This window comes from Enterococcus sp. BWB1-3 (assembly GCF_016745275.1).
GTDB lineage: Bacteria > Bacillota > Bacilli > Lactobacillales > Enterococcaceae > Enterococcus_L.
In genome coordinates, this window is sequence record NZ_JADOEP010000009.1 from 11,569 (window position 1) to 33,694 (window position 22,126).

Sequence of the window (22,126 nt, forward strand, 5' to 3'; positions counted from 1 at the left end):
AGACAGAACAACTGTTCATTAACCTTTTTTTTTGCTATAATATCACGGAATATGATTATTCGAATTAACATATCGAGGTGAAATTTTTGGACAATAATAATTCGAATCACAACAACCAACCCCCACACGAATGGCTCAGTAAAGAAAATATATTTTTAGCTCTAAATGTCATTGCTCGAGTGTTGAAATCCCTCGTTCTTTTTTCAATTGTAGCTGTTATTTTAGGAGGCTCATTGGGATTGGGCGTCGGTATGGGCTATTTTGCTTCGCTTGTTGAAGGAACTGACCCCCTGACAAAAGAAGAGCTGGAAAAAGAAATCAGCGATATTACCGAAGTTTCAAAAATGACATATGCTGACGGCTCTATGATTTCAACAATCAAATCTGATTTAGTTCGAACCCGCGTAAACAGTGATCAGATTTCTCCAACTTTAAAAAGTGCGATTATTGCCACAGAAGATGAGTATTTTGAAGAACATGACGGTGTTGTTCCCAAAGCACTTGTACGTGCGTTACTGGCTGATTCAGTCGGTTTTGGCGGCTCTTCAGGCGGCTCCACTCTGACTCAACAATTGGTAAAACAGCAAATTTTAACTGACGAAACAACCTTCAAACGAAAAGCAAATGAAATTTTACTAGCTTATCGTATCGAAAATTATTTTTCGAAGGATGAAATTCTCACAACCTATTTGAATGTTTCTCCATTTGGCCGAAACAATAAGGGGGAGAATATTGCCGGAGTTGAAGAAGCAGCAAAAGGACTCTTTGGAAAAAGTGCAAATGATCTTACATTGCCGCAGGCAGCATTTATTGCCGGGCTGCCGCAAAGTCCAATCGTTTACACTCCATATTCGAATACAGGAGAACTCAAGGAAGATTTATCCGCAGGTATGGAAAGAAAGGATTTCGTACTTTTCAGTATGTATAGGGAAAAAAGAATTTCGCAAGAAGAGTATGAAAATGCTAAAAACTATGATTTAAGTCAAGACTTCCTACCTACAGAGGCAGCCAATACAACTTCTGAAGGGTTCCTTTATTACACAGTAATGAACCAGGCTGAGGAAGTCATTATGGATATCAACATTGAAAAAGCAGGCGTAAATAAAGATGAGCTTGATGCTGCTGGTCTCCAGCAGTACAGAGATCAGGCAGCCCGCCAGATCCAAACACGCGGCTATACGATTGAATCAACGATTGATCCAACAGTTTATAACGCCATGCAGGATGCAGTCGCAAACTTTGGTTACCTTCTTGATGATGGGTATTCGGCTGCTCCAGTAGAAACCGGCAATGTATTAATGGATAATCAGACAGGAAAAATTATCGGCTTTGTTGCGGGACGAAACTACGACTTAAATCAAAATAATCATGCTTTTGATACCGAGCGTCAGGTAGGTTCTACGATTAAACCAATTTCTGTCTATGGTCCAGCGATTGATCAGGGGATGATAGGGTCAGAAAGTCGGCTGGCAAATTATCCAACAAAATATAAATCAGGCGGCGAGCTTGTGAATGCTACAAATACAGGAACCAACACTTTTGACACTGTTCGTACCTCGCTGGAATGGTCATACAATATTCCAGTTGTCAATTTAAATAATGCGATGAAGGAACAAATGGGCGATGATAATTTTTCTTATAACAACTACTTAAGTAAAATGAATTATCCGGCAGATGAAGGTTGGGCCTATGAGTCAGCACCGCTAGGCTCTGTCGAAACCTCTGTATATACACAAACAAATGGCTTCCAAGCCCTTGCAAATAAGGGAGCCTATCAAAAAGGATATATGATTGAGAAAATTGTAGACAATGATGGGAATGTGATTTATCAGCATCAGGAGGCGCCAGTTCAGGTCTACTCTCCTGCAACTGCTTCTATTATGAACGATTTAATGCGTTCAGTACTTGACTCAAAAATCACTACGCCGTTTAAAGATGTCATAGCAGGTCTCAATCCTCAATTAGCATCGGCTGACTGGGTTGGAAAAACCGGAACAACCAATGATTACAGAGATGCATGGCTTGTAGTCTCTACACCAAGTATTACTATCAGTTCATGGGCCGGCTACGATAACAACGATATTATGAGCCCAGATAGCGGGATTCATAACAGTACCTATCTGGCTTATCTGACCAATGCCATCTACAACGTAAAACCGGAGCTGTTCAATGTTGGTACAAGATTCGAGTTAACAGATGATGTCATTCAGGCAAGTGTATCTAAGCTTACCGGTGATAAAGCAGGCGGCTTTACCTATAACAATATCAGATACTCTGTTTCAAGCGAAACAGTCGTTTCATACTTTGCTAAAAATGGTCCTGCTGACAGCCAGTATAAATTCGGCTACGGTGGAACAGATGCAAACTATCAAGCATACTGGAGCAAATATTTGACAACAAAGACTTCCAGCAGTAATAACAATAATACTGCCAATAATCAAGGAACCCGAAATGGTAATGCTGATAACACGAACAACGGAGAATCCTCAGAAGAAAATAACAACGAGGATCAGAACAATGCCGGAGACAACAGTGAAGAACCCTCGGTTTCAATGGAGCCATCAGAGAGTTCCACTCCTGATTAAAACAAAATATAAAGAGAGCGCCTGAAAGGTTAAACCTCCTGGGCGCTCTCTTTATTTGAAAAAATAATTATTTTGTCGAACCTTTTTTATCCAGCCCATAAGGCAGAATAACTGTCTTATCTTCAATTTCTTCTTTATTCATCAGCTTTGTCAATAAGCGCATCGCTACCGCACCAATGTCATATAACGGTTGTGTAACGCTTGACAGTTTAGGACGGGCAACTTCAGTCAGTAATGAATTGTTGCTGGTAATAATTTCAAACTCTTCTGGAACTTTCACTCCTGCATCAAGCATTCCATCCAATAATCCAATTGCCAGTTCATCGTCAGTAACAACAGCAGCAGTTGCACCACTGTTGCGTATACGCTCTGCCAAATTAATACCATCTTTAAACTTGTATTCCGATTCAAAAATTAATCCTTCGCTGTATGTCAAATCATTTTCAGCAAGTGCTTCTTTGTATCCGCTCATTCTATTTTTACCATTAATTGGATCAATCAGCGCACCGCTGACAAACGCAATCTCCTTATTGCCATTTTTGGCAAGCAGATCTGTAGCATCCTTAATTGCAGAAGTATAGTCAATGTTCACACTGCCAACCTGTTCGTCCGGATCAATCGAACCAGCCAACACAACAGGTGTTTTAGATCGTGAAAATTCACCGCGAATTTCATCTGTAATATGATGACCCATAAAAATAATCCCATCTACTTGTTTTGCAAGCAGATTGTTTAACACATTCACTTCCTTCTGATCATTTCCGTCAGAATTAGCTAAAATAATATTATATTTATACATTGTCGCTACATCATCAATCCCTCTAGCTAAAGAAGAGAAAAAGATATTGCTGACATCCGGTATAATAACCCCTACTGTTGTTGTTTTTTTACTAGCCAGTCCACGTGCTACAGCATTTGGACGATAATCCAAGCGGTCAATAACTTCCAGTACTTTCTTTCTGGTTGCCGGCTTAACGTTAGGATTACCATTCACTACGCGGGAAACGGTTGCCATCGATACATCTGCTTCACGAGCCACATCATAAATTGTAATCGTTTGTTTTTCCATGTTCTTTTCTCCTAAATTTATATTAGTTTTCATTTTCAGAAAACTTCATTTACATTTCTTATTTAGAATATCAGACTTATTTTCATTTTGCAACCGTTTTTATGCCATTTTCATGAAATTTAATTTCTTTATTTCAAAAAGAAAAAAACAGACTTTCATGGTATGATAAATAAAACGATTTTACATAAACAATAGAGAGAAGGTCTTTTATGAATCAGAACAAAATGAATGAATTAAAAAGTTGGATGGCATCCGAACAGATCGATTTAACCTATATCAGCGATCCTCACCATATTGCTTATTTTTCCGGCTATACAAGTGATCCGCATGAACGTATCTTGGCATTATTCATCGCCTTGGAAGACGCCCCTTTCCTCTTCACCCCGGCACTGGAAGTTGAGGACGCAGAAAACAGCAGCTGGGCTTATCCTGTCCACGGCTACTTGGATAGTGAAAATCCATGGGAAAAGATTGCTCAATTGATAAAGAAAACTGGGCTTCCAAAGAAAATAGCAACTGAAAAAGAATTTTTGTCTGTCGCCTGCTTTGACCAGCTAAAAGCATTTTTCCCTGAAGCTGACTTATCAGCAAATGCCGTACCTGTTATTGAAAAACTTCAATTGATTAAAACGAAGGAAGAAATCAATCTCTTAATGGAAGCAGGAAATTGGGCAGATGTTGCATTGGAAATCGGCTTTCAAGCCGTAAAAGAAGGAGCAGCAGAACAGGAAATAATCGCTGAAATTGAGTATCAGTTAAAGCGGAGAGGCGTTCGTGCCATGAGCTTCGACACGCTTGTATTGACAGGAAAAAATGCTGCCAGCCCGCATGGCACTCCAGGAAAAACAACGGTCAAAAATAGCGACTTTGTTCTATTTGATTTAGGCGTGGTCTGGAAAGGCTATTGCAGTGACGTCACACGTACAATCTCTTTTAAAGAGCCTACTGCCTTTCAAAGAGAAATCTATGAACTTGTACTTAAAGCTCAATTAGCAGCTGCAGAAGCGGTGAAACCGGGTATAACTGCAGGCGAGCTTGATACTGTTGCGCGTTTAGTCATTGAGGAACAAGGCTACGGTGCCTATTTCAACCACAGACTGGGGCATGGAATCGGAACCACTGTCCATGAATACCCATCTTTAATTACCGGCAATGATTTAGTTATTGAAGAAGGAATGTGTTTCTCTTTGGAACCTGGAATTTATATTCCAAATAATGTTGGTGTTCGCATTGAAGATTGTGTCTACGTGACTGAGAACGGCTGCGTACCCTTTACAAAAACGCCTAAAGAATTACAGATTCTCGAATGATCTTTTTGAACTTTTGTCATATAAGCAGCATTTCAGGCTAAACTTTCAGCAATTCATCTTCAATTATTGAAGGAAAGCTCTTTCTTAATTAAAGTAGCTGCTGATACCTTCCATGCTCAAGAGTATAAACAGGTGATTAAATTACGCTATGCTCTCTGTATTTGACTGTGAATTCAAAATAAAGCTGGAACTTCCTCCCTGAGAGTGTTCCAGCTTTATTCGTATACAATATTTTTAGTATTCAGTTCCTAATTCACTGTTTTATCTACAGCCTCTTTAATATCTTCTTTAGCTTCCTCTGCTTTTTCAGGAATATCAGCAGCTGCGGCTTTTGCTTCATCTTTTCCATCAGAAACAATCTCTTTTGCTTTCTTTGCAGAGTCTTTTACATCAATATAAATATCATCAGAAGTGTCTTCTGCAATACTCTCTAACTCACTCAGGTCATCATTTAATTCATCCGCAGTCTTTTTAAAACGGCTGGATAAATCATTTGTCTGTTTCTTTAGTGTTTCTAAAACTGAATCAGAAACTCCTTGAGCCTTTTCAAAAGAATCTTTAGATTTTTCTTTAATATTTCCTGCAAGATCATTCGCCTGATCCCCTAAAGAATCAGCTTTTTCTTTAGCTATTGATCCAAGTTCATTGCTTTTTTGTTTTGCATATTCTGTATAATCAGATGCTTTTTCTTTTAAATCATCTGCCTGTTCAGATAAATCCCTGCGCAGCTCTTTTCCAGATTTCGGTGCAAGCAGTAACGCCGCAATCGCAGCTGCTGTTCCACCAATTACTGCACCCAATAAAAATCCGCCTTTTTTAGCCATATCTCTATTCCTCCATCTATTATTAATTACTACTTACTTCTTTTTTGATCGCATTGCTCGAAAGGCTGCTCCCCCAACTTTGCTGACAACGCCTGCTTTTGCCGTTGTTTTCCCAACAGCTCCAACTTTACTGATTAGATTTCTGCTTGAAAGATTCAATTCAGAAACACTTTCACTCAGATCAGCAACGGCTTGAAACAAAGGATCAATCGTCGCTACCTTCTGATTGACATCATTTAGAAGATCATTGCTTTTTACGAGCAGTCCCTCCACTTGCTTTGATAAAATGTCCACATCATTTGTGATAACCGAAATTGTTTTATTTGCCTCATCTACCGTTTTTGTTACCTGGTCCACTGTTTTTGATATTTTTACCAGTAGAAACCCGATAAACAATACTAAAACAGCAAATGCTGAAGCAGCTATCAGTCCTGCAATTTCTCCACCTGTCATAATTTTACTCCTTTCAAACATCCATTTTACTTAGCATAACATTTGCTATACTTTTCTACAAATCATTAAATGACTTTTCCCTTATTTATTATACCAATTTCTTTCTGTTCACTCCATAATAAAATATCACAAGTTCCTCAAAAAAATTTATTTCAATGATTATCAAAAAAACAGAAGCGGAGATCTTATCTGTCTCCGGCTTCTGTCCATACAATACTATTTTTCTTTAGGGTTGCTTGCTTTTTCTTCTTTCAGCAATTCCTGCCCCAGCTCAAGCAAATACTGTCTTAAATTATCTTTTACCTCAGGATGTGTCAGACCGTATTCAATACTTGTTTTCATAAAGCCGAATTTATCCCCGACATCATAACGTTTCCCCGTAAATGCTCTGGCAAAGACACGTTGCGTTTTATTTAAGGTATCAATAGCATCCGTTAATTGAATTTCACCGCCGGCTCCTGGTTTTTGATTTTCCAATACCTGAAAGATTTCCGGTGTAAGCAGATAACGTCCAATAATGGCTAAATTACTTGGTGCTTCTTTTGGAGCTGGTTTTTCAACAAAGTTTTTTACATTATACAAGCCCTTTGATACTTCTGTTTCCGGATTAATAATTCCGTATTTAGAAGTATCTTTATGAGGTACTTCCATAACAGCAAGTGTTGACGCATGTGTTTCCTCGTAGTCATTGATCAGTTGTTTCGTCAATGGAATTTCATCATCCATAATATCATCACCAAGCATAACCACAAACGGTTCATTGCCAACAAAAGCTTTTGCCTGTAAGACCGCATGTCCCAATCCTTTAGGATGCGACTGGCGAATAAAATGAAGATTCACATCTGTCGTTTCTTCAACCAGTTTTAATAATTCTGTTTTATTTTTTTCTTTCAAATTTGTTTCTAATTCAACATTCGAATCAAAATGATCTTCAATTGGACGCTTTGCTTTTCCTGTGACAATCAAAATATCTTCAATTCCTGAAGCCAAAGCTTCTTCTACAATAAACTGAATTGTCGGTTTATCGACAATCGGCAACATTTCTTTCGCCATTGCCTTTGTTGCCGGCAAGAATCTTGTTCCCAATCCAGCTGCTGGAATAACTGCTTTTTTTACATTCATTTTCAATAGTTCCCCCTTTATTAGAATTCACTTTCCGTTTTTCCATCACGCAGCATGATTTCTTTTGCTGCCTGTTTTACCTCTTTTTGTTCGTATAATACCTGATATATAGCCGTAGTAATCGGCATATCGATATTCATTTGTTCAGCCAATTCATAGGCTGCCTTAGTCGTGGAAACTCCTTCGACAATCATCCCCATATTTTCCAGAATTTCATCCAAACTATGCCCTTTTCCTAAAAGGTTGCCTGCCCGCCAATTCCGGGAATGAATACTGGTACAAGTGACAATCAGATCTCCAACACCGCTTAAACCAATAAAAGTCATTGGATTCGCCCCCATTGCAACACCCAAACGGCTGATTTCTGCTAACCCTCGTGTCATAATTGCAGCCTTTGCATTGTCTCCAAAGCCTAAACCATGAATGGCACCAGCACCTAATGCAATAATATTTTTTAAAGCAGCACCAGTTTCGACACCAATAACATCCTTATTCGTGTAAATCCTAAAATAGCTGTTCATAAACAATTTCTGTACATATACTGCATTTTCTATAATTTCACTTGCTGCAGTAATTGTCGTAATATCATGAACGGCTACTTCTTCAGCATGACTTGGTCCTGAAAGAACAACAATTCCTTTGCGTTTATCAGCTGGTATTTCTTCCATCAGCACTTCAGAAATCCGCTTATGTGTTCCTTGCTCCAAGCCTTTACTTGCATGGATAATCAAAGGCTGGTTTTCAGCCGCTGCAGCAAATTCTCTTGCCACTGCGCGCATTGCCTTAGTTGGAACAACAAACAGTACTGCATCAACGTCTTTGATACATTCGGCCATTGTTTTCGTTCCTTTAATAGACTCAGGAATCACTAAATCCGGCAGATAGTGCTTATTTGTATGATATTCATTAATTTCATCAATCTGTTTTGGATTATTTCCCCATATTCGCACATCATGACCATTTTCAGCCAATACTTGTGCTAATGCTGTTCCCCATGAACCGGGGCCTAAAACAGCTATCTTTTGTTTCATCGTATATTTTCCTCCTAAAATGGAATCTGTTCATTGCCTGAATCTATTCTCTGATTCCCTATTCGCTTTTTTGAGAAAGCTGTTGCTCTCGATTATAAAAAGGCAGTTTTGCATTTCTTCTGCGAACGGCAAGTAAAACAATCGCACCAACAAATAATATAATCGATAAAAGCTGAGACACTCTGATTAAGTCAAATACATACAAACTGTCTGTTCGCAGACCTTCTATAAAGAAACGGCCAAAAGAATACCAAATTACATAAAGAAGAAATATCTCTCCTTCTTTTAAAAAGTTCTTTTTCCTGCGTAATAAAATAAGCACGATAAAGCCCAAAACACTCCAAATTGATTCATAGAGAAATGTCGGCTGACGGTAAATGCCATCTATATTCATATTCTCTATGAGGAAATTTGGTAAATGCAGACTTTCCAAAAAACTTCTAGTTGTATCAGGTCCATAGGCCTCATGGTTCATAAAATTCCCCCATCTGCCGATTCCCTGCGCCAGAATGACACTTGGTGCTGCAATATCTAAAAACAGCCAGGTAGATATAAAACGATTTCTTGCAAAGAAAAACAATGCAAGTCCGCCGCCAATCAATCCGCCATAAACAGCAAGACCTCCATTTCTAATTAAAAAGATATCAATTGGATTCTTCAGGTAATCCTGCCATTCAAAAATAACATAATAGAATCTGGCTCCGATGATTGCACTGGGAAGCCCCCAGATCATGAAATCAACCACATCATCTGATTGCATTCCAACTCGAACTGCTTCTCTGCTGCTTAGCCAGACAGCAAGAATAATCCCGGATACAATAATTATTGCATACCAGTAAATTTCAACTCCCAGAATACGGAAAGCCACCGGACTGAGTTGAGCCAACATGTGAATTCCCCCTACATCCCCGAATTTTCTTCAATTAAGCTTGTCAATCTATTTTCAAATTCCTTCGTAGCATCATACCCCATAGTTTTAGCACGAAAATTCATTGCAGCAACTTCTATAATAATAGCCACATTTCGCCCCGTCTTCACTGGTATACGTATTTGAGGAACATCCACGTTGCCAATCTCAATCACTGCATCATTACTGCCTAAACGGTCATATTGCTTATCTTTTGCCCAAGCTTCAAGATATACAACCAATTGAACCTGCATAGATCCTCTGACTGCACTTGCACCAAAAAGATTCATTACATCAATAATACCAATTCCTCTAATTTCTATCAAATGTTGCAAAATTTTTGGCGGTTCGCCAACCAATGTCAGTTCATCCTGCTGATGAACATCAACACGATCATCTGCAATCAAACGATGCCCGCGCTTTATCAGCTCTAATGCTGTTTCGCTTTTCCCAATTCCACTATCCCCCTGAATCAGCACTCCCAAGCCATAGACATCCACTAATACCCCATGAACACTTGTACGACTTGCCAGTTCGCCATCAAGAAAGCTGGATAGCTCCCCCAACAAACGTGAAGTAGAAATCGGTGAGCGAAGAACAGCCATATCTTTTTCTTTTGCCGCCTGAATCATCTCTTCAGGAACGTCCAATCCTCTGGAAATGATAAAGCCCGGTGTATCTTCTGAGCACATTCGCCGTAACACAAGCAGTCGTTCTTCTGGAATCATTCTTTCCGCGAAAGCAATCTCTTTATTTCCAAAAAGTTGCAGCCGATCATGAGAATAATAATTAAAGTAGCCCGTTAACTCTAAACCGGGACGCGAAATATCTCCTGTTGTAATTATTTTATCCAGTGCTTCTTCAGAACCAAAAACAATTTCTAAAGAAAGCTTTTCCACTAATTGACGAATTTTTACAGTTTCTGTCATAAAATACGACTCATTCCTTTCTTCTCTTCGATCTATTTTATCATTTCAATCAATAACTTTCTACCTATATTAATTTAGCCTATTGTTCAAGGAACGATTGCTCTTGACTATTTTGTCAGCCGCAGTATACTTAAACTGATTTTAAAATAAGGTCAGGTATTGATATATGAACGAGCAACTCAAAAAGGAAGCAAAGAAACTGCCTCTTTCTCCCGGTGTTTATTTAATGAAAGATAAATCTGGAACAATTATTTATATAGGAAAAGCAAAAAAGTTAAAAGAACGTGTCAGCAGTTATTTTATTAAGAACAATCAGCATTCCAACAAAGTTAAACGAATGCTTGTTCAGCTGTCTTCTTTTGATGTCATTCATGTTGATACCGAACTCGATGCCTTATTGCTTGAATGTCGTTTAATTCAACATTATCGCCCCATGTATAATCGGCAAATGAATGCTTTTGAAAGATACAGCTATTTGGAAATTCATGAAGGCGAAACATCTATTCGTCTTCACAAGTCTCCTTATCCCGAGGCAAAGTACTCTTTTGGTCCTTATGCAGGCTATCAAAAAATCCCTGAAGTAATAGCAATACTGGAAAAACTCTATCAGCTAAACCCCAATGATGCATGGCAACGTTTATTCCATCGATCAGATGAGACAAAACCATTAAAATACCTTGTCCTAAAAGAACTTTTACAAGCGTTTTCCGGTGATTCACAGGATATAGAAAAACGTATCGAAGAAAAAATGCTGGAAGCCTCCGAGCAAATGCAGTTCATTCAGGCTGCTCGCTGGCGGGATGATGGAAAATTCATCCGGACTTTCTTCTATAAAAACAAACAGCTTCTCTTATCTCCAATTAATCAAAAAGAATGGCATGCACTGTGGCTCCCAATGGATCATACAGTAAAATGCTACCTGATTTATCAAGGTCTAATTGTTACTGAAAAAGTGTTTCCAGAAAAAATTACCAGCAGTAGTCAAAATATGCAGCAAGCTGCCCAAACATTGCTTTTAAACATCACAGAGTATCCAGATTCTCTTAGTACCTATTCCAAAAAACAGATCGACTTTGTGGCGATCCTCCACCTTTATCTTAAACGTATTGAGGAATACCAGTTATTTCCTATAGAAAAAGAATAGACGTGCCTTAAGGCCCTCGTCTATTCTTTTTCTTTATTTAAATTATGCTCACTGACAACGGCATTTACGAGTGACATAATGACTGCCATCAATAGCGCAGCACCGAAACTCGAAAAGCCAAAATTCATCTCTCCCACAAAGTAGGAGGTCATCTTTAAAATTACCGCATTTACAACAAAACTAAATAATCCAAATGTCAGCAACGTAAATGGCAGTGACAAAATTGTCAAAATTGGTTTGACGAACATATTCAATATGGATAAAACAAATGCCGCAATTACAGCTATTCCCAAGCTTCTAACATGAATCATGTTTGGAAAAACAACTGCCAGCGAAACAAATATCAAAGTATTAACGACCAAACGTTGAAAATAGGTCATTAAAAGTCACTCCAGTCATCATCATCCATTTTTTCAGCTTGTTTTCTTTCATGCCTTTTATAAGGATTTTCATTTCTTACGTTTCTATTGTAGTTATATGGGTTACTGCTTCCTTTACGTGGAGAAGGAATGACAATCGCTAAAATGATGTACACAAAAATTCCAGGGAAAGCTGCTGAAAAGAAACTGATAATCACAAATAGTACACGCACAATTGTCGGATCGATACCCAGCCACTCGCCGATACCGGCTAAAGTTCCAGTAAAAACTACGTTATTAGAAGATTTCGTCAATCTTTTTCTCATTTTAATCTCACCTCTTATTCCTGATAAGTTGATTATTTTTCAAAAAGCCGGGACAAAGTTCCTGTTAAACGTTGTCCCACGCTCTACTATAACTTTATTGGTTAATTACTTATATATTTATTTGTCTGTATCTTTCAAATAAATATTTCCTGTTGTTGTAGAAGCATTGATTTGAGCCATTTGCTCATCGGAAACACGTCTGAATTGAAGCAGCTGATTCGTACGTTCTTTTTTCTTACGGATCACTTCATAGTCTGACAATCGACTGTTAATACTGCCTAAGCTTGTTTTAACAGTTCCTTCAATACCAAGCATCAGCGGTAAAGCAATTTTTACATTCCCGTTCACTGAACTTGCTTCAATTTTTTTCAACGTATTTTCCTTTACAGTAATTCGAATATCCCCGTTGATTAAAGAGATTGCAATCGTTTGAGGAGTTGCTGCAACTGTAACAGTACCGTTTACTGTTTCGATAATATTATCCAGAATTTCTCCTTTAAGGACTTTAATATCGCCATTTACTCCTTCTACTTCCAACATCGTTGCATTGATGTCGTTAAAAGTAATTGAGCCATTTGTAGACTTCGTATAAACATCTTTTGCTTTTAATTCTTCCACCGTGATATTACCATTCAGTAATTTAACAGATACATGATCATATGTACGTGCAGGTAGATAGAATACAAGGTCAGCTCTTACGCGTTTATTTGGAATTTGGAATGAAATGACTTCATCATCCACATCAATCTGACTTCTTTCAAGGAAGGCTTCCAAAGGTGTGTCTCCGTCCATTTTACCATAGAGTTTGATCTTTCCTTCCACTTTTACATCATCCTGATCCCATGTTTTGAAAACAACATTTCCGTTGGCCACTTTCACATCAATCAAGCTTGCTTCAACAGCAGGATAATTAAACTCATGGTCAAATTTCGTTGTAGCCACACCCGGTACACGGAAATTAATATCTTTCCATTCAACGTTTTCGTTAACCGTTTCAGCTACTGTACTGAATGTTTTCTTTAGGAATGAACCTAATTGAGAACCGGCTTCACTCATTTTTTCGCCAACCTGATTTATTGTATCAGTTGCCTGCTCTTTCCAGTCATCCGGAATATCAAATTTTGAAGTTACACGATCCTTCGTTTCAGTCCATTGTTCTTTACGTATATTTTTCAGTTCTGCTTCCAACGCAATCTTTTCCTGACTGCTATCAGCCAGAGAATCTTCTAGCTTTTTAAGCTCTTCTTCCAAATCAGCTCTTATTTTCAGATCTTCTTCAGAAAGCTCACCTAGTTCTTCCTTGGTGTTCAGCTCCATCAGAGCTTCTTGCGTTTCTTTAATTTCTTCTTTGATTCCCGCAATCTCAGCATTTACTTCATCCAGTTCCACAGAAGCCTGATTTGCTTTAGTTGCCAGCTCATCTAAAATCTTTTCCAAATTTTTTCGATCTGCTTCTATACTCGCTTTTGTTTGTTCTTCAAAAGAATCAGCAGCGCTTTTCTCGTCTTCCACTGTTTCTTTTTCAGATTCTAACTCATCTAATAAATCAGCAACTTGGTCACTTTCTTTTGAATCAACATTCGTAGTTGTTACATCTACTTCATCTGCAGCTTTTTTTATCTGTTTTTCATCTTTTTCAGTTGCCAGGTTTTCTAATAAGACCAAGGCTTCCTCAGATGACAGGATTCCTTTTTTTACTAAATCCAGTACTCTTTCTCTTTCTTTCATGGAAATTGCCTCCTTAGCAAATTTTTCACCCTAAGGTGTCTTCCTTACATGTATTATTATGCCTTTTTTTCATTTCTTTGTCATAGGACTTAAGAATGAATTTTCCCTCATTCTTAAGGACATTCAAAAAACACAGCAATTCTCCGCTTTCTTATCTGGTTTAATCATAAAACATTTCATAATGGATGGTCAATTATTACTGATTATTTTATATAGAAAGAAAACAATTTAGAATCGGTATGAATACTCTAGCAGCGAGTCTTTTCATAATTTCTACAGATATCGCCGTTATAAACCCTCGCTTATGAATCACATAAACTGTATTTCTCCCCATGACTATCGCTTAAATTCCTGAAAAAGCCATTCCCTCAATAGTTTTCAGACAAACCCTAACACTCTGACCAAATTATAAATTGCACTAAAAAATAGTCTATACATGATGTTCTTAGAAAATTTTAAGCTGTTTCTATAATTTTTACAGCTAGTTTGACTCCAGTTAGGGATAAAATCAGCATTTTCTGCCGAGTTGCTCCCGTTCTGGCTCCACGTTTCTTGGATTAAAAGTATAACCTTTTTTAATTCGGTCAGTACACTGGTTTTCTGCTGGATACTTCATTTTATCAGCGGAAAATTAAAAAATAAAAATTTTTTGTAATCGAGTTGCCTTTCTTCAAAAAAAATAGGTCTGTGACATTAATATGTCCAGAACCCTTAAAACCGAATAAATGGTGTTACAAATCCTCTCCATGCTTCGAGGATCAGAATGAAGCCCCTCAATTCTTAGTGGCTCTGCCATTTAGAAATTGATGAGATCGAAACGAAGTCCTTCAATTCTTAGTGGCTTTGCCATTTAGAAATTGATGAGATCGAAACGAAGTGTAGTGTTGTGTAGTGTAGTGTAGTGAGAACCGTAGACGAAGAAAAATGGATACAGTGTAATGTTTTGTCTAGAGAATCGTTGGACTCGTAGAGACAGCAGCTCTGCTCCGCATACCGTTCTACTACATCAAGTGAGCTAGTTTCATTCAAGAAATACTTATCGAAACTACGCATACCATTCTGCTAAAGTGCGAATATAAGCAGAAGCGGCAAAGTAGAACTAGCACTTGTCGGTCCTAATCTGTGCCGATTAATCGCAGGCAACATCTCGGAAATAAGCCGAATACTCTCAAAAATATAGACAGCTCCAAGTAGATATCAATCCACAGCTATTCATTTCATAAATAGTGTTCCATGACAATTTTCGGATTATCCTTCTTGGTGTCATAAATCACTACGATTGACTTGTCAGAGTAGATGATACCTACTTGGTTCTTGAGCTAGAACACTTCTGCTCCTGCGGTTACTCGTCGCAATTAAGTTCGTGCAAGTGCTCCTGCGATTACTCATCGCATGGAGACGCTTTGTCACAACTTCGTCGTACTATTCATTTAATTATTCATCGTGATTGGTGTTTAATTCAGTAATTTTTCCTGTTGCAAGATAGACAATCCATTCACAGATATTCGTTACATAGTCACCAATTCTCTCCAAATATGTTGCCACATGAAGATAGTCTGTTCCGCTGATTACTGTTTCGGGATTTTCCTGCATGCTTCTAACCGAATTTTTGTAGATACTGTTAAAGTAGTCATTCACAGTATCGTCCATTGTAGCAATCATACGTGCATCCTTTTCATCTGTTTTCACATAGGCGATCAATACATTGTCCACCATTTTTTTCACAAAATCAGACATATCGGATATTTCTTTCTCAATTTCAGGAATTCGTGTTTCTCCTTTTAAGCGGATTGCTGATTTTGCGATGGAAACAGCATGATCTGCCATTCTTTCCAAATCAGAGCTGGCTTTCATCACTGTAATGATCATTCGTAAATCAGTTGTCACCGGCTGCTGTAAAGCAATCATTTCAAAACTTTTCTTTTCCAGCTTTACTTCCATGTCATTGATTTCAGTATCATAATCAATCACTTCCTGAGCAAGTTCCTTATTGTGGTCAATATAGGCACGAACAGACTTATGAACTGCATTGCTCACCATCATTCCCATTTCATAAAATTGATTATGCAGATTTAATAATTCTTCTTCAAACTGACTGCGCAGCATATACCTTCCTCCTTACATTCTCTGTATGTAAAGTAATCGTCTAAAATTTTTCGACTACTTTCTTCTTTTTTCTCTTTCAATAATACTAACTCCCTGCAGCCTTCTAAATAAATCTGTGATTCAGACTTATCCAAATTTCCCTGATATATAATCTTCTGTTTCTTTTTTCTTCGGATTCAAAAAGATTTTTTTCGTATCGTTAAATTCTATCAGTTCTCCCTGCAAAAAGAAAGCTGTCTTATCAGAAATACGAGAAGCCTGAGACATATTGTGTGTAACCATAATCATCGTATATTGTTCTTTCAATGTCAGCAGCATACTTTCAATCTTCCCGCTCGATACAGGATCCAGAGCACTGGTCGGCTCATCAAGCAAAATAATTTCAGGATTTACTGCTAATACTCTGGCAATACAGACTCTCTGCTGCTGTCCTCCAGATAAAGATAACGCACTTTTATGCAGTTTATCTTTCACATCATCCCAAACAGAAGCAGCTTTCAGGCTTGTTTCCACCACTTCGTCCAGTACCTGTTTATCCTTTTCACCTTTTAAACGCAATCCATATATGACATTTTCATATACGGAAAACGGAAAAGGATTAGGCTGTTGAAATACCATGCCGATTTCTTTACGAAGCTCTACAGTATCTGTTTTAGGTCCGTAGATATCTTTTCCTTTATACATAACACTGCCAGTTATCGTTACCCCCGGAATCAGATCATTCATTCGATTTAACGACCGCAGATAAGTGGATTTCCCACAGCCGGACGGACCGATCATTGCCGTAATTTCTCCCTGATTAATCGAAAGATCGATTCCCTTCAGGGCTTCTTTTTTCCCGTAATATAAATGCAGATCCTTGGATGAAATAATTTCTTTTGTCATCTTTTTCCTCCTAACCAAAATGTCCGGAAACATAATCTTCTGTTGCCTGTATTTTTGGTCGCGTAAAGATTTTACGTGTTTCGTCGTATTCAATAACTTTTCCTAAATAGAAAAATGCTGTTTGATCACTGATACGTGCTGCCTGCTGCATATTGTGCGTTACAATAATAATTGTATAATTGTCTTTCAGGCTGACCAGTGTTTCTTCCACAGTTCCTGTTGAAATAGGGTCCAATGCACTTGCCGGCTCATCTAATAAAAGAATATCCGGTTTCATTGCAATTGCCCGTGCAATACACAAACGTTGCTGCTGACCTCCGGATAAAGCCAGCGCACTCTTATTCAAATTATCTTTTACCTGATCCCACAATGCAGCCTGCTTCAAGCTTGTTTCAACAATTTCATCAAGTTTATTTTTATCTTTTTCCCCATGCTGTTTCAATGCAAAAGTAATATTTTCGTAGATTGATTTGCTGAACGGATTTGGACGCTGAAACACCATACCGATTCGCTTACGCATTTCATAGACATCAACCTTCTTACTGTTCACATCCACACCTTTGTACATAATTTTCCCTGTAATTTTGGTGTTTGCAATTCCATCATTCATTCGATTCAACGAACGCAGATAAGTGGATTTTCCACAGCCGGAAGGCCCGATAAGCGCAGTAATCTTGCTCTTTTCAAATTGAAGGTCTACGCCCTTAATCGCTTCATTGTCACCATACCAAACATGCAAGTCCTCTGTATAAAGAGCAATGGGCGTCTCTTCAGGATTTAACTGGATAATATTTGTTTCATTCAAATTATATTCTTTCATTTGTCTACCCCTAACATTACGCTGATGTCAATCGCTTGTGCAGTTTATTTCCGATAAACCGGGCACCAAAGTTGAATAACAAAACAACGATGATTAAAACTGCAGAGGCTCCTGCTGATACTGCCGGACCATCCGGCATGGTTCCTTCTGAATTGATTTTCCAGATATGAACAGCTAATGTTTCCGCCTGTCTGAAAATACTGATTGGACTGGAAATACTCAATGGATTCCAATTACTGAAATCCAAAGCAGGTGCGCTTTGTCCAGCTGTATAAATCAAGGCGGCTGCTTCGCCAAATATCCGTCCTGAGCTCAAAATCAGTCCTGTCAGAATTCCCGGCATTGCTTCAGGTATAATGACCTTTCTCACTGTCTCCCAGCGAGACAAGCCTAGAGCAAGTCCCGCCTCACGCTGTGTGTAATGTACAGCTTTAAGCGATTCTTCCACATTTCTTGTCAGTAAAGGCAGATTAAAGAACGTCAGTGCAAGTGCACCAGAAATAATTGAAAACCCGTAACCGATTTGAACAACGAAAACTAAAAAACCAAAAAGACCTACTACGACTGACGGTAATGAGCTCAAAATTTCAATAGAGGTTCGAATCACATCTGTCAGCCAATTCTTTTTTGCATATTCCGATAAATATATTCCTGCTCCCAGAGAAATCGGCATACTGATAAGCATTGTTATTAATAGCAGATAAAGAGAGTTAAATAATTGAATCCCAATTCCTCCGCCTGCCTGATAAGCTTTAGATGGTGTTGTCAGGAAGCTCCAGGAAATATGAGGGAGTCCTCTAAATAGAATGAACAGCAGCAACGCTGCCAATAACAGGACGATGACTCCGGAAACGGTATAAAGAACACCTGTTGCTATTTTATCAGCTTTTTTAGCATTCATTATTTCAACGCTCCCTTCCTGCCAATAATTCGAATGATAATATTAAATAATAAGGACATTAGGAGTAAAATCAGAGCCAGTGACCAGAGAACATTGTTCTCAACTGTGCCCATAATTGTATTACCGATTCCCATCGTTAAGATACTTGTCAATGTTGATGCCGGTGTTGTGAATCCATTTGGCATGACAGCAGCATTACCAATAACCATTTGAATAGCCAACGCTTCACCAAACGCCCGAGCCATTCCAAACACAACAGCTGTCAGAATTCCTGGAACAGCCGCTCTTAAAACTACTTTATAGATTGTCTGCCAACGTGTTCCCCCTAAAGCCAGAGACGCTTCCCGGTAGTGACGTGGAACAGCTTTTAAGGCATCGACAGTCATCGTAGTAACCGTAGGTAAAATCATAACAAACAGAACAAATGTCCCAGCCAAAATACCAAAACCAGTTCCTCCAAAGATCGAGCGGATAAAGGGTACAATCACTGTCAGTCCGATAAAACCGTAAACCACAGAAGGAATACCCACTAATAATTCAATAACCGGCTGCAGAATTTTTGAGCCTTTTTTCGGGGAAATTTCCGTCATAAATACTGCTGCACCAATAGCAAAAGGTGTTGCAATAATGGCTGATAGAAATGTCACTATGAATGACCCCGTAATCATTGGAAGCGCACCAACCATTGGCTGTCCGCCAGGTCCAGTCGCACTGGGATTCCAATCTGTTCCAAATATAAAATCAAAAACATTTATTTTATCTACAAAAAAGGTTGCCATACCTTTGCTTGCTACGAAATAAAAAATTGAAAGTACCACGAGTACAATTAGAGCAATACATAAGAAACTGATAAATTTTCCCCGTTGCTCCATTCTTGACCGTTTTGATTTTGTCAGTAATTGCTTCTGCACATCTTCCAAGAAAACCCCTCCTTGAGCACTATAAGATAAATTCAAGTCTACGCGTTGAATATCAATTTGCATTTAATAACATGTAAATCTTATGTTAAGTTTGTAAATTTTGTGTAAAGATGATTAATTGATTAAATTTCCTTCCCAGTCCCGTTCAACTTTCATTTTGGAAACAGGAATGTACCCCAGCTGTTCAACAATCTCTCCCTGCACCTGATCCGACAGCATAAATTCAAGAAAATCCTTTGTTAATTCTTGCGGTTCGCCCAATGTATACATATGTTCATAGGACCAGATTTTCCAGGCGTTTGTTGTTACATTTTCATCCGTTGGTTCTATGCCATCAACGCTTAATGTCGCAACCTGATCATTTACATATGAAAAAGCCGTATAGCTGATTGCTCCGGGCGTATCTGAAACAATAGATCGAACCATCCCGCTGGAATCCTGTTCTTGTGCCTTTACAGCTGTCTGACCGTCAAGAACCCATTGTTCAAAAGTTGCACGTGTACCGCTTCCTGAAGCACGATTTAATATAACCACTTCCACATCGGTACCGCCCAGTTCGCTCCAGTTCTTTATTTCTCCAAGAAAGATCTTTCTCAGATTTTCCAATGAGATATCAGTCACGCCGATATTTTTGTTTACAATTGGGGTAATTCCGGCAACTGCTACTTTATGATCAACCAGTTTATCGGCATCAATCCCTTTTTTCTCTTCTGCAAACAGATCAGAATTTCCTATTTCTACAGCACCGGCCTGAACCTGGCTCAGCCCAGTTCCGCTTCCGCCGCCCTGAACATTGATGAACCTTCCAGGGTTACTGTTTTGGTAGGCTTCACTTGCGGTTTCCACCAAAGGCTGCAACGCAGATGAGCCGACAGCAGTAATTGATTCTCCACGATCAATCCAGCTGGCACAGCCTGAAAGTCCGACCAAACTAATAAAGCTAAAAAGAATGAATAATTTCGTTTTCATTTTTCAACAATCCTCCAAATACTTTCATTCAGTTCATTTTAACATTAACATTGGAACTTGAAAATTAAATTTCTTTACTTTTTCTCAAACCCACTGCATTATCATAATAAAATAACAAAAAATCGGAGATTCTCTCCGATTTCAGTAATACTATCTTATGGGCTTGTATCTTAAAAATCAAATGCCAGTTCTTACTCTACTCATTCTGTTTAGTTCACAGCAAAGGTGAAATTAGTCTAGCCAACCCTTCTTTGAGTTTAATCCAAAAGCCGCGTGCATTGTACTTTTCCTGAGTCAGGAGCTCAGATACTTGCGAATCTTCATAGAATGAATCTCTGACTTTTTCTGAAAATTCCTGATCATAAATAATCGTATTGACTTCAAAATCCAGTCGGAATGAACGAACATCGATGTTCGCTGATCCCACAGATACAATTCCTCCATCTATAATCATCGTTTTAGCATGTATAAAACCATTTTCATAGGTTTCAATAATTGCACCATACTCAAGCAGTTCAGCAGCAAACGAATAGGTTGCCCAGTAAACCAGCATATGATCTGGTTTATTTGGAATTTGAATTCTTACTTTCACACCAGACAGCAATGCAAGCTTAATTGCCTCATGGATAGATTCGTCAGGAATATAGTAAGGAGTCTGAATTAGAATTTCTTTCTTTGCAATGGAAATCATCTTCAAATAAGTCATTTTAATCTGTTCATGTTCAGAATCAGGTCCGCTCGTTACCACCTGAACAGCTCGTTTCCCTAAAGAAGTAATAGATGGGAAATAAGCATCATCGTAACTTACTTCCTCAGTATGCTGAGAATTCCAGTCCATCAGGAACCGGTTCTGCATACTGTACACAGCATCACCATATATCCGTAGATGATTATCCCTCCAGTACCCAAATTTATCAACAAGTCCCAGATACTCGTTTCCGACATTGAATCCTCCAGTGTATCCGATTATTCCGTCAATGACAACAATTTTCCTGTGATTCCGGTAATTAATTCTTGGATTTAAATAGGGGACAAATAATGGAAAGAAGAAAGCAACTTCCCCTCCTTCTTTCGTTAATCCTTCAAAAAACTTCATATTTACCTGAGTAGAACCCCATGCATCCAAAAGCAGACGAACTTTAACCCCTCGTTTAGCTGCAGCTATTAATTCACTTCGTATTTCCTGACCCAATTCATCTGAACGGTATATATAGTACTCCATATGAATGTGATTTTTTGCATTTTTGATATCATCAATTAGAGCGTCAAATTTCTCCCGCCCATCCGTATATAAAACAATATCATTGTTTGTGGAATACATAGAGCTTTCAAAAATGGTCAGCATATAAATCAGCTGCTTCGATTCTACCTCACCCGTAGGCGGATGAGGAAACAGTCCCCGCTTTAACGATTGCTTTTCAACTTCTATCTCTACATTCAAGCCAAGCTTAACCTGCATCTTCATATCAAATATCTTATCTTTGGAAATTCCTCTTCCTAAAAAGATATAGAGTATAAATCCAACAACTGGAACAAACAACAGAACCAGCAACCATGCCCAAGTTTGTGCAGTCTGTTTCCTTTCCCAGAAGACAATAATCAATGACAGTAAAATATTTGCAATAAAAATAATAACAAAAAAATTATTAATGACAAAACTCATCTGTTCACCTCAACCCTAACTTTCCCATAATAGTAAGAATAGCGAACTTATTAAAATAAGTAAAGAAAAAAAGCG

At 38.4% G+C, this 22,126-nt stretch carries 20 protein-coding genes; 3 read left to right on the plus strand and 17 right to left on the minus strand.

Going from position 1 to position 22,126, the window contains the following annotated elements:
- Positions 1-86: 86 nt before the first annotated feature.
- The gene (locus tag IW492_RS08150) at positions 87-2,585 is read left to right on the plus strand and encodes a transglycosylase domain-containing protein (RefSeq protein ID WP_202067123.1); all 2,499 of its coding nucleotides are present in this window, start codon (positions 87-89) and stop codon (positions 2,583-2,585) included.
- Between the two features lie 67 nt (positions 2,586-2,652).
- Here IW492_RS08150 and ccpA read toward each other — a convergent pair whose 3' ends face one another.
- Positions 2,653-3,654, minus strand: a complete 1,002-nt coding sequence (gene ccpA / locus IW492_RS08155; RefSeq protein WP_202067124.1) for a catabolite control protein A — start codon at positions 3,652-3,654, stop codon at positions 2,653-2,655.
- Between the two features lie 209 nt (positions 3,655-3,863).
- Between ccpA and IW492_RS08160 the strand changes: the two genes are divergently transcribed.
- Complete coding sequence (locus IW492_RS08160) at positions 3,864-4,964, plus strand: M24 family metallopeptidase (protein WP_202067125.1); 1,101 nt, start codon at positions 3,864-3,866, stop codon at positions 4,962-4,964.
- Between the two features lie 248 nt (positions 4,965-5,212).
- Here IW492_RS08160 and IW492_RS08165 read toward each other — a convergent pair whose 3' ends face one another.
- The 6 genes from IW492_RS08165 to hprK all read right to left on the minus strand — a co-directional run bounded on the left by IW492_RS08165 (position 5,213) and on the right by hprK (position 10,230).
- Positions 5,213-5,788 (minus strand): YtxH domain-containing protein, encoded by a 576-nt coding sequence (locus tag IW492_RS08165; RefSeq protein WP_202067126.1) that lies wholly within the window; start codon positions 5,786-5,788, stop codon positions 5,213-5,215.
- Positions 5,789-5,821: 33 nt separating this feature from the next.
- Positions 5,822-6,241, minus strand: coding sequence for a DUF948 domain-containing protein (locus IW492_RS08170; RefSeq protein ID WP_202067127.1), 420 nt, complete (start codon positions 6,239-6,241; stop codon positions 5,822-5,824).
- A 216-nt stretch (positions 6,242-6,457) separates the two neighbouring features.
- Positions 6,458-7,363, minus strand: coding sequence for a UTP--glucose-1-phosphate uridylyltransferase GalU (gene galU / locus IW492_RS08175; RefSeq protein WP_202067128.1), 906 nt, complete (start codon positions 7,361-7,363; stop codon positions 6,458-6,460).
- 20 nt (positions 7,364-7,383) lie between these two features.
- A complete protein-coding gene (locus IW492_RS08180) occupies positions 7,384-8,394 on the minus strand; it encodes an NAD(P)H-dependent glycerol-3-phosphate dehydrogenase (RefSeq protein ID WP_202067129.1) in 1,011 nt (336 codons plus the stop codon).
- Between the two features lie 58 nt (positions 8,395-8,452).
- The gene (lgt, locus tag IW492_RS08185; protein WP_202067130.1) at positions 8,453-9,283 is read right to left on the minus strand and encodes a prolipoprotein diacylglyceryl transferase; all 831 of its coding nucleotides are present in this window, start codon (positions 9,281-9,283) and stop codon (positions 8,453-8,455) included.
- An 11-nt stretch (positions 9,284-9,294) separates the two neighbouring features.
- Positions 9,295-10,230, minus strand: a complete 936-nt coding sequence (gene hprK / locus IW492_RS08190) for an HPr(Ser) kinase/phosphatase (protein WP_202067131.1) — start codon at positions 10,228-10,230, stop codon at positions 9,295-9,297.
- A gap of 166 nt (positions 10,231-10,396) precedes the next feature.
- Here hprK and IW492_RS08195 point away from each other — a divergent pair, with 166 nt between their 5' ends.
- Positions 10,397-11,374 (plus strand): GIY-YIG nuclease family protein, encoded by a 978-nt coding sequence (locus IW492_RS08195; RefSeq protein ID WP_202067132.1) that lies wholly within the window; start codon positions 10,397-10,399, stop codon positions 11,372-11,374.
- A gap of 20 nt (positions 11,375-11,394) precedes the next feature.
- Here the strand turns inward: IW492_RS08195 and IW492_RS08200 are convergent, their stop codons facing one another.
- The 10 genes from IW492_RS08200 to cls all read right to left on the minus strand — a co-directional run bounded on the left by IW492_RS08200 (position 11,395) and on the right by cls (position 22,051).
- Positions 11,395-11,754, minus strand: coding sequence for a phage holin family protein (locus tag IW492_RS08200; RefSeq protein WP_202067133.1), 360 nt, complete (start codon positions 11,752-11,754; stop codon positions 11,395-11,397).
- Entirely contained in the window at positions 11,754-12,059 is a 306-nt protein-coding gene (locus IW492_RS08205; protein WP_202067134.1) for a PspC domain-containing protein, read from the minus strand. The genes IW492_RS08200 and IW492_RS08205 overlap by 1 nt, the downstream gene beginning before the upstream one ends.
- 117 nt (positions 12,060-12,176) lie before the next feature.
- Complete coding sequence (gene liaX / locus IW492_RS08210; protein ID WP_202067135.1) at positions 12,177-13,787, minus strand: daptomycin-sensing surface protein LiaX; 1,611 nt, start codon at positions 13,785-13,787, stop codon at positions 12,177-12,179.
- 1,434 nt (positions 13,788-15,221) lie between these two features.
- Positions 15,222-15,893 (minus strand): phosphate signaling complex protein PhoU, encoded by a 672-nt coding sequence (phoU, locus tag IW492_RS08215; RefSeq protein ID WP_202067136.1) that lies wholly within the window; start codon positions 15,891-15,893, stop codon positions 15,222-15,224.
- Positions 15,894-16,019: 126 nt separating this feature from the next.
- The gene (gene pstB / locus IW492_RS08220) at positions 16,020-16,778 is read right to left on the minus strand and encodes a phosphate ABC transporter ATP-binding protein PstB (RefSeq protein WP_202067137.1); all 759 of its coding nucleotides are present in this window, start codon (positions 16,776-16,778) and stop codon (positions 16,020-16,022) included.
- A 10-nt stretch (positions 16,779-16,788) separates the two neighbouring features.
- Entirely contained in the window at positions 16,789-17,598 is an 810-nt protein-coding gene (gene pstB, locus IW492_RS08225; protein ID WP_202067138.1) for a phosphate ABC transporter ATP-binding protein PstB, read from the minus strand.
- A 16-nt stretch (positions 17,599-17,614) separates the two neighbouring features.
- Positions 17,615-18,499, minus strand: coding sequence for a phosphate ABC transporter permease PstA (gene pstA / locus IW492_RS08230; protein ID WP_202067139.1), 885 nt, complete (start codon positions 18,497-18,499; stop codon positions 17,615-17,617).
- Positions 18,499-19,419 carry a phosphate ABC transporter permease subunit PstC gene (pstC, locus tag IW492_RS08235; protein ID WP_202067140.1) on the minus strand — a complete coding sequence of 307 codons (921 nt, stop codon included), beginning with the start codon at positions 19,417-19,419 and terminating at the stop codon, positions 18,499-18,501. Before pstC ends, pstA begins: the two co-directional genes overlap by 1 nt.
- Positions 19,420-19,533: 114 nt before the next feature.
- The gene (locus tag IW492_RS08240) at positions 19,534-20,388 is read right to left on the minus strand and encodes a phosphate ABC transporter substrate-binding protein PstS (protein WP_202067141.1); all 855 of its coding nucleotides are present in this window, start codon (positions 20,386-20,388) and stop codon (positions 19,534-19,536) included.
- A gap of 214 nt (positions 20,389-20,602) precedes the next feature.
- A complete protein-coding gene (gene cls, locus IW492_RS08245; RefSeq protein WP_202067142.1) occupies positions 20,603-22,051 on the minus strand; it encodes a cardiolipin synthase in 1,449 nt (482 codons plus the stop codon).
- Positions 22,052-22,126: the final 75 nt, after the last annotated feature.

Coding starts and splice junctions, on each gene's coding strand:
- ccpA (WP_202067124.1), bottom strand. CDS start 3,654: ATGGAAAAACAAACGATTACAATTTATGATGTGGCTCGTGAAGCAGAT.
- IW492_RS08160 (WP_202067125.1), top strand. CDS start 3,864: ATGAATCAGAACAAAATGAATGAATTAAAAAGTTGGATGGCATCCGAA.
- IW492_RS08165 (WP_202067126.1), bottom strand. CDS start 5,788: ATGGCTAAAAAAGGCGGATTTTTATTGGGTGCAGTAATTGGTGGAACA.
- IW492_RS08170 (WP_202067127.1), bottom strand. CDS start 6,241: ATGACAGGTGGAGAAATTGCAGGACTGATAGCTGCTTCAGCATTTGCT.
- galU (WP_202067128.1), bottom strand. CDS start 7,363: ATGAATGTAAAAAAAGCAGTTATTCCAGCAGCTGGATTGGGAACAAGA.
- IW492_RS08180 (WP_202067129.1), bottom strand. CDS start 8,394: ATGAAACAAAAGATAGCTGTTTTAGGCCCCGGTTCATGGGGAACAGCA.
- lgt (WP_202067130.1), bottom strand. CDS start 9,283: ATGTTGGCTCAACTCAGTCCGGTGGCTTTCCGTATTCTGGGAGTTGAA.
- hprK (WP_202067131.1), bottom strand. CDS start 10,230: ATGACAGAAACTGTAAAAATTCGTCAATTAGTGGAAAAGCTTTCTTTA.
- IW492_RS08195 (WP_202067132.1), top strand. CDS start 10,397: ATGAACGAGCAACTCAAAAAGGAAGCAAAGAAACTGCCTCTTTCTCCC.
- IW492_RS08200 (WP_202067133.1), bottom strand. CDS start 11,754: ATGACCTATTTTCAACGTTTGGTCGTTAATACTTTGATATTTGTTTCG.
- IW492_RS08205 (WP_202067134.1), bottom strand. CDS start 12,059: ATGAGAAAAAGATTGACGAAATCTTCTAATAACGTAGTTTTTACTGGA.
- liaX (WP_202067135.1), bottom strand. CDS start 13,787: ATGAAAGAAAGAGAAAGAGTACTGGATTTAGTAAAAAAAGGAATCCTG.
- phoU (WP_202067136.1), bottom strand. CDS start 15,893: ATGCTGCGCAGTCAGTTTGAAGAAGAATTATTAAATCTGCATAATCAA.
- pstB (WP_202067137.1), bottom strand. CDS start 16,778: ATGACAAAAGAAATTATTTCATCCAAGGATCTGCATTTATATTACGGG.
- pstB (WP_202067138.1), bottom strand. CDS start 17,598: ATGAAAGAATATAATTTGAATGAAACAAATATTATCCAGTTAAATCCT.
- pstA (WP_202067139.1), bottom strand. CDS start 18,499: ATGAATGCTAAAAAAGCTGATAAAATAGCAACAGGTGTTCTTTATACC.
- IW492_RS08240 (WP_202067141.1), bottom strand. CDS start 20,388: ATGAAAACGAAATTATTCATTCTTTTTAGCTTTATTAGTTTGGTCGGA.
- cls (WP_202067142.1), bottom strand. CDS start 22,051: ATGAGTTTTGTCATTAATAATTTTTTTGTTATTATTTTTATTGCAAAT.